The sequence below is a fragment of the Marinactinospora rubrisoli genome (assembly GCF_042664915.1).
GTDB lineage: Bacteria > Actinomycetota > Actinomycetes > Streptosporangiales > Streptosporangiaceae > Marinitenerispora > Marinitenerispora rubrisoli.
Genome location: NZ_JBHTBH010000001.1, coordinates 430,618 through 443,074 on the forward strand (window position 1 = coordinate 430,618; position 12,457 = coordinate 443,074).

Sequence of the window (12,457 nt, forward strand, 5' to 3'; positions counted from 1 at the left end):
CGGAGACGAGGATGGGACTGCAGCGAAGACGGCGCCGGTCCGCGGCGCTGCTGGCCGGAGGGCTGCTGCTGCTCGCCGGCTGCACCAACGGGCGGCCGGCTGACGGCACGGCGGTGAGCGACGCGGCACCGGTCCAGCCGGTGGACGCGCCGATCACCGTCGCGGTGATCAGCCACAGCCGCCCCGGCGACATCTTCTGGGACGTGGTGAAGAGCGGCGCCGAGGAGGCGGGCCGGCAGCAGAACATCACCGTGAACTACGCCGGGGACGGCGACCCCACTCAGCAGAGCCAGTTGATCGACAACGCCGTGGCGCAGGGCGTCGACGGCCTGGTCGTCTCCATGGCCAACCCCGAAGGCGTGCGGGCCAGCGTGGAGAGCGCGGTGGCGGCCGGCATCCCCGTCATCACCATCAACTCCGGCATGGCGGAATCGGCCGAGTACGGGGCCGTCACCCACGTCGGCCAGAGCGAGCACATGGCGGGCGAGCAGGCCGGCGAGCGGCTGCGGGAGGCCGGGATGGAGCACGTGCTGTGCGTCATCCACGAGGCCGGCAGCGTGACGCAGGAGGAGCGGTGCGCCGGCGCCGCCGAGGGGTTCGGCGGCACGGTGGAGAACATCCAGGTGGACATCTCCAACACCGCCGACGCGCGCACCACCATCCAGAACAAGCTGATGTCCGACGACTCCGTGGACGGCGTGCTCACCCTCAACCCCGCCGTCGCCACCAGCGCACTCGGCGCGATCCGCGACGCCGGCTCCGGCGCCGGCCTCGCCACCTTCGACGTGTCGGCCGACATCATCGACGCGGTCGAGGCCGGCGACATGCTGTTCGCCATCGACCAGCAGCCGTACGCGCAGGGCTACGTCGGGGTGACCCTGATGGGGCTGAAGGTCCGCAACGGCAACGACGTCGGCGGCGGGCAGCCCGTCTACTCCGGCCCCGCGTTCATCACCGCCGAGAACGCCGACCAGGTCGGCCAGTACGCGGAACGGGGGACCCGCTGATGACCGAGGCGCCCCCCGCCCCCCGCACGCCCGCCGCGGCCGGCACCGTTCCCCGGGCCCCGCTGCGGGTCCGGGTGCTGCGCCGCCCCGAGGTCGGCGCCCTCGTCGCGGCGCTCGCCGTGTTCGTGTTCTTCTCGCTGGCCACCGACGCCTTCCTCACCCCCCGCGGCGTGGCCTCCTGGCTGGAGTCCGCGGCGCTGTTCGGCATCATGGCGGTCGCCGTTTCGATGCTGATGATCGGCGGCGAGTTCGACCTGTCCACCGGCGTCATGGTCGGCTCCACCGGCCTGCTCACCGGCGTGCTCGCCACGCACGCCGGGGTGAACGTGTGGGTCGCCGTGCTGGTCTCGCTGGTCGCGGCGCTCGCCGTCGGCTTCCTCAACGGGCTCATGGTGACGCGCACGGGCCTGCCCAGCTTCATCGTCACGCTCGGCACCTTCTTCATCCTGCAGGGACTCAACCTCGCGGTCACGAAGGCCGTCACCGGCCAGGTCGCGGTGCAGGGCATGACCCAGGTGCCCGGGTTCTGGGACGCGCGCTGGCTGTTCGGCTCCAGCATGGCGGTCGGGCCGGCCATGCTCGACGTCCCGATCCTGTGGTGGGTGCTGTTCACCGCCCTGTGCACGTGGGTGCTGCTGCGCACCCGCGTGGGCAACTGGATCTTCGCGGTGGGCGGCGACGCCCGCAGCGCCCGGCAGACCGGCGTCCCGGTGGTGCGCACCAAGATCGGCCTGTTCATGACGACGGCGTTCGCCGGGTGGCTGGTCGGGATGCTGTCGCTGTTCGGCACCACCACCGTGCAGGCGTCCACCGGGGTGGGCGTGGAGTTCGTGTACATCATCTGCGCCGTGGTGGGCGGCTGCCTGCTCACCGGCGGAGTGGGCTCCGCCCTCGGCGGCGCGCTCGGGGCGCTCATCTACGGCATGGCCTACCAGGGCATCGTGTTCGCCGGGTGGGACAACAATTGGCTGCGGGCGTTCCTCGGCGCGATGCTCCTGGCGGCCGTGGTCGTCAACACCTACGTCCGCCGACGGGCCGAGACCGCCGGAGCGGCGAGCACGAAGCACACGGAACCGGAGAACGGCCATAGGCACGGAGCGGCGAGCCGGGGAGCGTCCGGAGCCGTCGGCGTCGATGGCCGTAGGCCTGATAGCGCCGGCGGTGGAGGGGAGCGAGCCGGGGAGCGCGACCATAGGCATGGAGCGGCGAGCCGGGGAGCGTCCGGAGCCGTCGGCGTCGATGGCCGTAGGCCTGATAGCGCCGGCGGTGGAGGGGAGCGAGCCGGGGAGCGCGACCATAGGCATGGAGCGGCGAGCCGGGGAGCGTCCGGAGCCGTCGGCGTCGATGGCCGTAGGCCTGATAGCGCTGGCGGTGGAGGGGAGCGAGCCGGGGAGCGCGACCAGAAGCACGACCCGGCGGAAGGCGGTGACCCCCAGTGACCACGGGGACAACGGCGGCGGGCATGGTTCCCATCGTGGCGGCGCGCGACATCGGGAAGTTCTACGGCAACGTCCCCGCGCTCACCGGCGTCAGCACCACCGTCGAGGCCGGGCGGGTCACCTGCGTGCTGGGCGACAACGGGGCCGGCAAGTCCACCCTGATAAAGATCCTGTCCGGTGTGCACCGGCATGACGGCGGGGAACTTCTCGTCGACGGCGTGCCCACCTCGTTCGGCGGGCCGCGCGAGGCACTGGACGCCGGAATCGCCACCGTGCACCAGGATCTCGCGATGGTGTCGCTGATGCCGATCTGGCGGAACTTCTTCCTCGGCTCCGAGCTGACCCGGGGGCGCGGGCCGCTGCGCCGGCTGGACGTCGCGGCGATGCGTGCCACCACCCGCGCCGAGTTGCTGCGGATGGGCATCGACCTGCGCGACGTGGACCAGCCCGTGGGCACGCTCTCCGGCGGCGAGCGGCAGTCGGTGGCCATCGCCCGCGCCGTGTACCTGGGCGCGCGGGTGCTCATCCTGGACGAGCCGACCGCCGCACTCGGGGTCAAGCAGGCCGGGGTGGTGCTCCGCTACGTCGCGCGGGCCCGCCAACTCGGTCTCGGCGTCGTGTTCATCACCCACAACCCGCACCACGCCTATCCGGTGGGCGACCGGTTCCTGCTGCTCAACCGGGGGCGCAGCCTCGGTGAGTACCGCAGGGACGAGATCGACCGCGCCGAGCTCACCCGGCTCATGGCGGGCGGATCGGAGCTGGAGGAGCTGGCCCACGAGCTCGACCGCGGGTGACGGCCGCGGCGTGGCGCGCATCGGCGGGTCCGCGGCCGGTTCGGGCCGCCGGGGAACCGAACGCGGTTCTGGTCGGCCGACCGGCCGGTCGGTAGAGTGCCGCGCATGGAGCTGAATGGAGCGGCCGCCCTGGTCTCCGGCGGCGCGAGTGGACTGGGTGAGGCCACCGTCCGGGAACTGGCGGCGGCGGGTGCGACCGTGGTCGTCGCCGACCTCAACGCCGAGCGCGGCGACGCGCTCGCCGCGGAGGTCGGCGGCGTGTTCGTGCGGACCGACGTCGCCGACGAGGAACAGGTGGCGGCGGCGGTGCGGGCCGCAGAGGAGACCGGCCGGCCGCTGCGGGCGGCGGTCTCCTGCGCCGGTATCGCCTGGGCCGCCCGCACGGTCGACCGTGAGGGCACGCCGCACGATCTCGCCGCCTACCGCAGGATCATCGACGTCAACCTGATCGGCACCTTCAACGTGCTGCGGCTGGCGGCCGCCGCCATGGCGCGCACCGAACCGGCCAACGAGGACGGCGAGCGCGGCGCCATCGTCAACACCGCGTCGCTCGCCGGAATCGAGGGGCAGATCGGCCAGATCGCCTACTCCGCTTCCAAGGGCGGGATCATCGGCATGACGGTCCCGGCCGCCCGGGACCTCGCCGCCGTCGGCGTGCGGGTCAACACCGTGGCGCCCGGCATTCTGGACACCCCCATCTACGGCCAGGGCGCCGAGGCCGACGCCTTCAAGGAGCGGCTGGCCGCGCCCGTCCCGTTCCCCAAGCGGCTCGGCACGCCCGCGGAGTTCGCCCGGCTGGTGCGCGCGCTCATCGAGATCGGTTACCTCAACGCCGAGGTCGTCCGCATCGACGGCGGGCTGCGCATGCCGCCGAAGTAGCCCGGCGACACCCCCGGAGAACGCCCGCACGGGCGGAACGACCTCGTCGTCCCGCCCGCGCGGTGTGATGGGCTGCGGCCGTCAGAGCTCGCCCGCCGCGTCGCGGCGCCGGCGCATGATCAGCATCAGGCCGCCGCCGAGCACCGCCGTACCGGCGGCCATGGCGGCGAGCGCCTCCACCGGAGCGCCGGTGACGGGCAGAGCCTGCTCCCCACCACCGACTTCCTCCTCCTCGCCGCCGCCACCACCGCCGCCGCCGCCGGCACCACCGCCGGCACCACCGCCGATGCCGCCGACCTCTTCCTCCTCGCCGAAGCAGTTGATGCCTTCGGCGCAGTCGAGGAAGCCCTCCTCGCCTTCCTCCTCTTCGAAGCCCTCTTCCTCGAAGCCGAAGCCGTCCTCGAAGCCCTCCTCCTCGGCGAACTCGCCTTCGCCCTCCTCCTCGGCGAACTCCTCCTCGGAGACCAGAGCGATGTTGTCGAGCCGGACGACGTCACTTTCGGGCCGGTCGCCGATGGCCGCGTCCGCTGCCCAGGCGATCGACGTGCTGGGAATGAGCAGCGCAGCGGTGATCCCACCCACGGTCATCCCGAATGCAAGTTTCTGCAATTTCCCCTCCTAGTGGGCGAACGCCACATCGGCGTTGTCCTGGTCCGGAGCCGTACCACGAAGAACGGACTCCGGTGCGTAATCAGTGAAACACGTGCCGTACCCGATTTCCGGGATATCCGCCCCGGATGTGTGCGTCGCATCCGGTTCCCGTATATGGCGGGGCGATTCGGGCATGCTGCACGGCGTGTTGCGTGTCGCCCCACGGCATGTCACAGCGGGGCATCACGGACTATCCACAGGTTCCTGTCGCATCCGACATCTCGCCGAAGGGTGCCGGCCGGCGCCTGCGGAACGGAAGATCACCGCGGTGCGCTACGGTCTGGCGTGCAGGGACGCGACACGGACACAGGGGCGGGCAGGCCATGGCGAGCACCACCGAGCGGTCGCCGCGCACCCGGCCGCCGGACCCCGGCCGGGACGCGGACGGCGCCCCCGCGATCGCGCTGGAGCACGTCGCCAAGACCTACCGCACGGGCCGCCGGGCCGTCACCGCGGTGCGGAGCCTCGACCTCGCCGTCACGCCCGGCGAGTACTTCGCGCTGCTCGGCCCGTCCGGGTGCGGCAAGACCACGACCCTGCGGCTGATCGCCGGATTCGAGGAGCCGACGGCCGGCACCGTGCGCCTGGCCGGCCGGGACGTCACCGGCGTGCCGCCGAACCGCCGCGACGTCAACACGGTCTTCCAGAACTACGCGCTGTTCCCGCACATGACCGTCGCCGACAACGTCGCGTTCGGGCTGCGCCGCCGCAGGGTGCCCACCGCCGAGATCCGGCGCCGGGTCGGCGACATCCTCGATCTCGTCGAACTCACCGGCGCCGCGGACCGGCGGCCCGCCCGGCTCTCCGGCGGCCAGCAGCAGCGGGTGGCGCTCGCCCGCGCCCTCGTCAACCGGCCCGGCGCGCTGCTCCTGGACGAACCGCTCGGCGCGCTCGACCCGGTGCTCCGGCACACGATGCGCGCGGAACTCAAGCGGGTCCAGCGCGAGGTCGGGGTCACGTTCGTGCACGTCACCCATGACCAGGGCGAGGCGCTCGCCATGGCCGACCGCCTCGCCGTCATGGCCGACGGAGAACTGCGGCAGACCGGTGCCCCCGCCGAGGTCTACGAACGGCCGGCCGACCGCTTCGTGGCCGGGTTCGTCGGCGCCGCGAACCTGCTCACCGGCACGGTGCGCGCCGCCGCGGACGCCGACGGCTACGCCCTGGTCGGCCTCGACGGCGGCCCGCAAGTGCGGGCGGCCACCACCGCCGCGCCCGGCACGCGGGTGGATCTCACGGTCCGCCCGGAGAAGATCCGGATCAGCGCCGTCGAGCCGGACACCGCCGCCGACCGCCTCCGTGGGACGGTGCGCGACACCGTCTACCAGGGGCCGGTCACCCAGTACACCGTTGTGGTCGCCGGTACCGGGGGCGCGACGGAACTCGTCGTGCACCGGCAGAACGCCGGAGTCCCCGCGGCGGGAACGGAGCGCACGGAACCGGGTTCCCCCGCCCGGGGCGACGAAGTGTGGCTCGCCTGGCCGCCCCGGCACGCCCACGTGCTCGGACGTCCGTGATGGCGGTCCGCCCCACCGCGCCGGCACCCGGCCGCGCGGCGCCGCTCCCGGCCGGGTCGGCCCGAGGCCTGACCCGCGCCCGGATCGGCCGGCGCGGCGCTCTCGCCCTCGCCGGGGCGGCCGCGCTGTCGAGCGCCGCCGCACTGGCCGGGTGCGGCATCCCCGCCCGGGAGCGGCCCGCCGTCGACCCGGACGCCTTCTGGGCGGACAAGCGGAGCAACGGGCGCCTCACGTTCGCCAACTGGCCGCTGTACATGGACCCGGACCGCACCCCGCTGCGCCGATTCAGCGACCGCACCGGCATCGAGGTCGACTACCGGGAGCCCATCCAGGACTCGCCCTCCTACTTCGGGCAGATCCAGCCCCGGCTCGCCGCCGGCGACTCCGTGGGCTGCGACCTGATGGTGCTCACCAACGACCGCGAACTCAGCACCCTACTGCGGCTCGGCTACCTCGCCCCGCTCGACCACGACCTGCTGCCGGCCTTCGCGGCGCACGGCGCGGACGCCCACCGGCACGCGCCCTACGACCCCGGAAACGCCTACTGCCTGCCCTACGCGTCGGGCATCACCGGCATCGCCTACGACCCCGAACGCGTCGGCCGCGAGATCACCGCCATCGCCGACCTGTGGGACCCCGCCTTCCGCGGCAGGGTCGGCATGATGCGCGATGCCCCCGAGATCGCCAACTTCGCGCTGCTGCTCAACGGGGTCGCGCCCGCCGAGTCGACGCCCGCCGACTGGGACGCCGCGGCCGAGCGGCTCCGTGCCCAGCGCGACGCCGGAATCGTGCGCGGCTACTACGAGCAGGACTACCTGCGGCCGCTCACCAACGGCGACGTTCTGCTGTCGATGGCGTGGTCCGGGGACGTCTTCCAGCAGAACCTGGAGGAGGGCACCCGGCTGAGGTTCGTGATCCCGGACGAGGGCGCGACGATCTGGACGGACAACATGATGATCCCGATCACCGCGGAGAACCCACTGGACGCCCTCATGCTGATGGACTTCCTGTACGAGCCGGACATCGCCGCGGACCTCACCGAGTACATCGCCTACGTGTCGCCGGTGCCCGAGGCGCGGGAGCTCATCCAGGAGCGGGCCGAGCAGGCGAGCGGCGCCGAGGCGGCGCGACTGGCCGAGCTCGCCGGCAGCCCGCTCGTGTTCCCGTCCGCGGACGACCGCGCCCGGCTGCACTCCTACGTGGTGCCGCCCCCCGGTGAGGACCAGGCGTTCAGCGAGCGCTTCCTCGCGATCACCCAGGGGTAGCGGGCGTGCGGTCCCGAGTCGTTCCCTACCTGCTGGCGCTGCCGGCCTGGCTGTGGCTCGCCGCGTTCTTCGTGGCCCCGCTGTGCGGCATGCTCTCGGTCTCCCTCATGACCGGCGACCTGGTGCACGGCTTCCGGCAGACCTTCCATTTCGCCACCTACGCCGAAGCGGTGCGACGCTACCCGGAGCAGTTGCTGCGCTCGCTGTGCTACGGCGGCGCGGCGACCGCGTTGTGCCTGGCGCTCGGCTATCCCGTTGCGTACTGGATCGCCCGGCGCGGCGGGCGGGCCAGGGGCGGGTACCTGCTGCTGCTCGTACTGCCGTTCTTCGTGCCGTTCGTGCTGCGGACGGTGGCCTGGCAGTTCCTGCTCGCCGACGACGGCCTCGTGCTCGGCGCGCTCAAGGACGCCGGCCTCCTCCCGGCCGGCGCGGGGGTGCTCAACAGCGCGCCCGCGGTGGTGCTCGGCCTCGCCTGCAGCCACCTGCCGTTCATGGTGCTGCCGATCTACGCGGTCCTGGAGCGGCTGGACCGTGGGCTGGTCGAGGCGGCCCGCGACCTGTACGCGGGACCGGCGGCCGCGTTCCTGCGCATCGTGCTGCCGTACTCGCTGCCCGGCGTCTCGGCCGGCGTCCTGATGACCTTCGTGCCGGCCAGCTCCGACTACGTCACCGCCGCACTGCTCGGTGGCACCCGCACCACGATGATCGGCAACGTGATCCAGACCCAGTACCTGGTCAACAACGCCTACCCGACCGCCGCCGCGCTCACCTTCATCCTCATGGCGCTGCTGCTGCTCGGCGTCCTCGGCTACGCCCTGACGGCCGGAATCGGGCGCGTCACCGGGGAGCGGGTGCGATGAGCGGCCGCGCGCCCCGGCGCCACCGGCGCACCCCCGACTGGGGCAGGTACCTCACCTGGGCGGTGCTGTGCTGGCTGTTCACCCCGGTGGGCTTCGTGGTGCTGTTCGGCTTCAACGACATCACCGGCCGGCAGAACGTCACCTGGCAAGGCTTCACGCTGCGCTGGTACGGGCGGGTGTTCGACTACCCCGACCTGACCACCGCACTGCTCGCCACCGCGGCGGTCGGGGCGCTGACGATGGTGATCTCCGGTGTGGTCGGCGGACTGCTCGGTCTCGCGCTGGGCCGGCACCGGTTCCGTGGCCGGGGCGCCACCGATCTGGTGCTGTTCCTGGCGATCTGCGCCCCCGAGGTGGTGATCGGCGCCGCGCTGCTGTCGCTGTTCCTCACCCTGAACATCGCCACCGGCTTCGCGACGGTCGTCGTCGCGCACGTCGCGTTCACCGTCTCCTACGTGGCCGTGACCGTCCGGGTGCGCGTGATGACGCTCGACCCCCGGTTGGAGGAGGCGGCCCGCGACCTCGGCGCCGGGCCGTGGACCACCTTCCGGCTGGTCACCCTCCCCGCGCTACTCCCGGCCGTCACCGCCGGCGGCCTGCTCGCGCTGGCCCTGTCGGTGGACGACTTCGTCATCACCTCGTTCGTCCGCGGTGACGTGACGACCTTCCCCCTGTGGGTGTGGGGGGCGACCCGGGCCGGGGTCCCGCCCCAGGTGAACGTGATGGGCACGGTCGTGTTCGTGGCCGGCGTGCTGCTCGCCGTCGGGAACGTGCTCCTCCCGTTCACTCGCCACGGAGGCTCCCTGCCGGCCCGCCGCCGGCGCTGACCCGCGCGGCAGCCATCGGGGCTGCGGGTCGCCGGGGCGGACCAGGTAGAGGACGAGCGCCCCGGCCATGACGAGCGAGAAGCCCGGCAGGCCCAGCAGCACGGCGATCACGGAGTGCAGCGCCAGGCCGATCGGCAGCGCGGCCCGCCGCCACGAGACGCGGGCGAACAGGCAGCAGGCCAGCAGGAACTCCACCGCGAGGGTGCCCCAAGTGGCGGTGAGGACCACCGGGCCGGCGGTCAGCAGCCACCCCGCCGGTTCGCGCAGGTAGCCCGGCGCGCCGAACGGCGGGGACACCACCCAGTACCAGACGGCCGAGCCGTCCCGCCACTCCGGCACGTCGAGCTTGGTGACGGCGGACTGGAGGTAGATCACGCACGTCTGCCCCCAGACCGGCACCAGCCCCAGATGGGCGGCCACCCGGGCGGCGGGCGGCACCGCGCGCGGTGCCGGTGCCGCCTGCCAGTGCCAGCGGCGCGGATCGGTGAGGCACACCGGCAGCAGCGCCAGGGTGAGGACGGCGGCCACATTGTCGCCGCCGTCCATGGCGGTGCTGGACGAGGCGAACGAGAACGCCACCCACCAGTGCGGCAGCGCGGTCAGGCGCGGCCGCCACCCGGAGGCGGCCAGCAACAGCACGGCCACGCAGACCCAGCGCGCCCACTCCAGCCGGTCGGCCGGGACCACGCAGAACAGCCCCACCGTGCCGGCGAGCCCGTCGCAGATCCGGCCGTCGGGGCGCTCCGCGGTGCTGAAGAAGAGATGCGCGACCGGGGTTGCCGCGATGCTCAGGGCGCTGCCGAGCGCCAGCAGCGTGCGCGCGACACCCGTCACCGCGGTGTGCGGCGAGTAGCGGAGCAGGTGGCGGATCCGCTCGTCCCGCCACCGCGCGAGCGGACCCGCGGTCCGGGCGGCGTCCGGATCCGGTGTCGTCATCCCCTCACCCCTGTCGTGGCGGCTCCGAGCAGCGGACGTGCAGGATCTTCACGCTCGACGGCGTCTCCTCGGCGGTCCGCGCCCGCGCCCACGGAACCGGCTCCCAGCGGACCAACGCCACCGCCCCGCAGAACCGTGGCCGGGTGCCGTGGGCCGTGACGGAGGCGGCCGGTGCCGGCACGTCGGGCAGGCAGTCGGTGACCGGAGCGCGGGCACATTCCGTCCACGACACGTCCTCGGCCTGACGCGCCAGCGCCGCGATCTCGGTCCGCTCGGTGCGCGCCGTGCGGTCCAGCCCGAACATCCGGCCGGGCTCCCCGGCGGAGGAGGCCGAGACCTGCCGCCATGCGCCGTCCACCTGCTGGTAGACGAGGAGCACGGGCCCACGCGGACTTCCGGTGAAGAAGGCCCACTCCTGGGGCGCGAGGTCCCGCAGCGCGCGGAGCGGATCCGAACCGTCGCGGGCGAACAGCGCGTTGGACGGTACCGCGGCGAGCAGCGTCAGCAGGACCAGCCCGCCCACCACCAGCACGCCGCCGGTGAAGACCCGCCGGACACCGGGAGAGGGCACCGGGCACGTCTCGTCGGCGTCCGGGTGTGCGCCGACACGCGGTCGCGCGGTCACCGGGCGGGGCTCCCGCCGGGTAGCCGTGCGTCCGAACGACCCGGCCGGGCACGTCCGCCGGTTCGCCACGGTGGGCGCCTTCCGGCCAGGGAAGGACGGCCTCGTCGCCGCACCGTGCGGACCGCCCATGGTGCGCTGCCGTCCCTTCGGCGCACCGGAGGGATCGGGCGGTGGCCGTGCCGCCCCCCGCGAACGGCATCGCGCCGTCCGGCGGTTCGAAGGCTCCGGAGAAGTGCACCACGGCGTTGACGGCCCGTTCCCAGTCGGCGACCTGCGGCCACAGCCGCCCCCCGTCCAGTTCGAAGGTCAACGTCGACAGCGGTACCACGCGGCCGGACATCCCCGAACCGGGTGCGCGAGGTGCGCGCCAGGCAGGCAGCCGTTCCGGGCCGTCCCGTGTCCCCTACTGCGGGCGTCGCCGTCCCGCTCAGTGTGGCATGTGCGGCGAACCGGGCGACACGCTCGGCGCCCGTCCTGTCGCAGCGCGGAATCGGGCACGAGGTGCTGGACGGGCGGGCTCCGCACCGAACCGCCACGCCGGGTGCGCGGCCCCGGATGACAGATGTCATGGTCCCGGTCCTGACAACTCACGGCCGTCCGGTGACATCGGCGGCTACCGCCGGGCCCCGCCGTCCCGGAGGCTGGACGCCATGAGCACGGCACCCTCCGCCCCCGGACCCGCGGGCGTCCGCGGCCCCGCCATCAGCGTCCGCGATCTCCGGCAGAGCTACGGCGACTTCGAGGCCGTCCGCGGAATCTCCTTCGACGTCGCCCCCGGCGAACTGTTCGCGCTGCTCGGGACCAATGGCGCCGGAAAGACGACGACGATCGAGACGCTGGAGGGGTTCCGCCGCCCCGCCGCCGGTACGGTGCGGGTCCTCGGCCGCGAGCCGCACCGCGAGGCCGTCGCACTTCGTGGCCGCGTGAACGGCGTCCTGCAGCACAGCGGGGTCTTCGGCGAGCTGACCGTCGCGGAAACGGTCGACCTCGCCCGCGATCTCGCCACGGACCCGCGGGACCGGGCCGAAGTGCTGGACATGGTCGACCTCGCCGACCGGGCCGGTGTCGCCGTCCGGGCGCTCTCGGGTGGGCAGCGCCGGCGGCTCGACCTCGCGCTGGCGGTGCTGTCCCGTCCCCGGGTGCTGTTCCTCGACGAGCCCACCACCGGCATGGACCCTGAGGCCCGCCGCGGCACCTGGAAGGTCGTCTCCCGGCTCGTCGCCGAGGGCGCGGCGGTGCTGCTCACCACGCACTACCTGGAGGAGGCGGAGCGGCTCGCCGACCGGCTGGCCATCATGCACCATGGCCGGATCCGGGTCACCGGCACGCTGGACGAGGTTCTGGACGGGTGGGGCGACCGGATCAGGTTCCGGCTGCCGGCCGACGTGCGCACCGAGGACCTGCCGGAGCTGCCGGGCGCCACCGTGACCGTGGAGGTGCGTGACGCGGTGCCGTGGGCGGTCTACACGGTCGGCGGCGTCTCCGCGGCGGACCGCGCGCACCGCGCCATGGCCGCCCTGCTGAGCTGGGCCGACGGCCGCGCCGTCTCCCTGGACCGTCTGGAACTGCGCGGGGCCTCGCTGGAGGAGGTCTTCCTCGGCGTGGCCGACGAGACCGCCCCCGAACCCGTCCCCGCCTGAGACGCCCACAGCGC

11 protein-coding genes and 1 pseudogene are annotated in these 12,457 nt (G+C 73.5%); 9 read left to right on the forward strand and 3 right to left on the reverse strand.

Features of this window, described 5'->3' with window-relative positions:
• The first annotated feature begins 11 nt into the window (after positions 1-11).
• The 4 genes from ACFQRF_RS01995 to ACFQRF_RS02010 all read left to right on the forward strand — a co-directional run bounded on the left by ACFQRF_RS01995 (position 12) and on the right by ACFQRF_RS02010 (position 4,122).
• Positions 12-1,007, forward strand: coding sequence for a substrate-binding domain-containing protein (locus ACFQRF_RS01995; RefSeq protein ID WP_379868287.1), 996 nt, complete (start codon positions 12-14; stop codon positions 1,005-1,007).
• Positions 1,007-2,446, forward strand: a complete 1,440-nt coding sequence (locus tag ACFQRF_RS02000) for an ABC transporter permease (protein ID WP_379868288.1) — start codon at positions 1,007-1,009, stop codon at positions 2,444-2,446. The genes ACFQRF_RS01995 and ACFQRF_RS02000 overlap by 1 nt, the downstream gene beginning before the upstream one ends.
• A 23-nt stretch (positions 2,447-2,469) precedes the next feature.
• On the forward strand, positions 2,470-3,243 hold the full coding sequence (locus ACFQRF_RS02005) for an ATP-binding cassette domain-containing protein (RefSeq protein ID WP_379869003.1): 774 nt from the start codon (positions 2,470-2,472) through the stop codon (positions 3,241-3,243).
• 105 nt (positions 3,244-3,348) lie between these two features.
• Positions 3,349-4,122: an SDR family NAD(P)-dependent oxidoreductase gene (locus ACFQRF_RS02010; protein WP_379868290.1), complete on the forward strand. Its 774-nt coding sequence runs from the start codon at positions 3,349-3,351 to the stop codon at positions 4,120-4,122.
• An 81-nt stretch (positions 4,123-4,203) separates the two neighbouring features.
• Here ACFQRF_RS02010 and ACFQRF_RS02015 read toward each other — a convergent pair whose 3' ends face one another.
• Positions 4,204-4,731: an LPXTG cell wall anchor domain-containing protein gene (locus ACFQRF_RS02015; RefSeq protein WP_379868292.1), complete on the reverse strand. Its 528-nt coding sequence runs from the start codon at positions 4,729-4,731 to the stop codon at positions 4,204-4,206.
• 365 nt (positions 4,732-5,096) lie between these two features.
• On the opposite strand from ACFQRF_RS02015, the gene ACFQRF_RS02020 reads away from it, so the two are divergent.
• The 4 genes from ACFQRF_RS02020 to ACFQRF_RS02035 are packed head-to-tail and all read left to right on the forward strand — an operon-like array spanning position 5,097 to position 9,242.
• Positions 5,097-6,290, forward strand: a complete 1,194-nt coding sequence (locus ACFQRF_RS02020; protein WP_379868293.1) for an ABC transporter ATP-binding protein — start codon at positions 5,097-5,099, stop codon at positions 6,288-6,290.
• Positions 6,290-7,555: a polyamine ABC transporter substrate-binding protein gene (locus ACFQRF_RS02025; RefSeq protein ID WP_379868295.1), complete on the forward strand. Its 1,266-nt coding sequence runs from the start codon at positions 6,290-6,292 to the stop codon at positions 7,553-7,555. Before ACFQRF_RS02020 ends, ACFQRF_RS02025 begins: the two co-directional genes overlap by 1 nt.
• Before the next feature lie 5 nt (positions 7,556-7,560).
• Complete coding sequence (locus tag ACFQRF_RS02030; RefSeq protein WP_379868296.1) at positions 7,561-8,415, forward strand: ABC transporter permease; 855 nt, start codon at positions 7,561-7,563, stop codon at positions 8,413-8,415.
• Positions 8,412-9,242, forward strand: coding sequence for an ABC transporter permease (locus ACFQRF_RS02035; RefSeq protein WP_379868297.1), 831 nt, complete (start codon positions 8,412-8,414; stop codon positions 9,240-9,242). Before ACFQRF_RS02030 ends, ACFQRF_RS02035 begins: the two co-directional genes overlap by 4 nt.
• A gap of 51 nt (positions 9,243-9,293) precedes the next feature.
• Here the strand turns inward: ACFQRF_RS02035 and ACFQRF_RS02040 are convergent.
• Together ACFQRF_RS02040 and ACFQRF_RS02045 are read right to left on the reverse strand one after the other, a co-directional pair.
• Positions 9,294-10,178 (reverse strand): annotated as a pseudogene (locus tag ACFQRF_RS02040) (sporulation-delaying protein SdpB family protein); the annotation flags it as partial.
• Between the two features lie 4 nt (positions 10,179-10,182).
• Positions 10,183-10,803: an SdpA family antimicrobial peptide system protein gene (locus ACFQRF_RS02045; protein ID WP_379868298.1), complete on the reverse strand. Its 621-nt coding sequence runs from the start codon at positions 10,801-10,803 to the stop codon at positions 10,183-10,185.
• Between the two features lie 650 nt (positions 10,804-11,453).
• Between ACFQRF_RS02045 and ACFQRF_RS02050 the strand changes: the two genes are divergently transcribed.
• On the forward strand, positions 11,454-12,443 hold the full coding sequence (locus tag ACFQRF_RS02050) for an ABC transporter ATP-binding protein (protein WP_379868300.1): 990 nt from the start codon (positions 11,454-11,456) through the stop codon (positions 12,441-12,443).
• Positions 12,444-12,457 lie beyond the last annotated feature (14 nt).

What these genes read in the sequence shown, in the direction of transcription:
- ACFQRF_RS01995 (WP_379868287.1), top strand. Translation starts at nt 12, where the DNA reads ATGGGACTGCAGCGAAGACGGCGCCGGTCCGCGGCGCTGCTGGCCGGA.
- ACFQRF_RS02000 (WP_379868288.1), top strand. Translation starts at nt 1,007, where the DNA reads ATGACCGAGGCGCCCCCCGCCCCCCGCACGCCCGCCGCGGCCGGCACC.
- ACFQRF_RS02005 (WP_379869003.1), top strand. Translation starts at nt 2,470, where the DNA reads ATGGTTCCCATCGTGGCGGCGCGCGACATCGGGAAGTTCTACGGCAAC.
- ACFQRF_RS02010 (WP_379868290.1), top strand. Translation starts at nt 3,349, where the DNA reads ATGGAGCTGAATGGAGCGGCCGCCCTGGTCTCCGGCGGCGCGAGTGGA.
- ACFQRF_RS02020 (WP_379868293.1), top strand. Translation starts at nt 5,097, where the DNA reads ATGGCGAGCACCACCGAGCGGTCGCCGCGCACCCGGCCGCCGGACCCC.
- ACFQRF_RS02025 (WP_379868295.1), top strand. Translation starts at nt 6,290, where the DNA reads ATGGCGGTCCGCCCCACCGCGCCGGCACCCGGCCGCGCGGCGCCGCTC.
- ACFQRF_RS02035 (WP_379868297.1), top strand. Translation starts at nt 8,412, where the DNA reads ATGAGCGGCCGCGCGCCCCGGCGCCACCGGCGCACCCCCGACTGGGGC.
- ACFQRF_RS02050 (WP_379868300.1), top strand. Translation starts at nt 11,454, where the DNA reads ATGAGCACGGCACCCTCCGCCCCCGGACCCGCGGGCGTCCGCGGCCCC.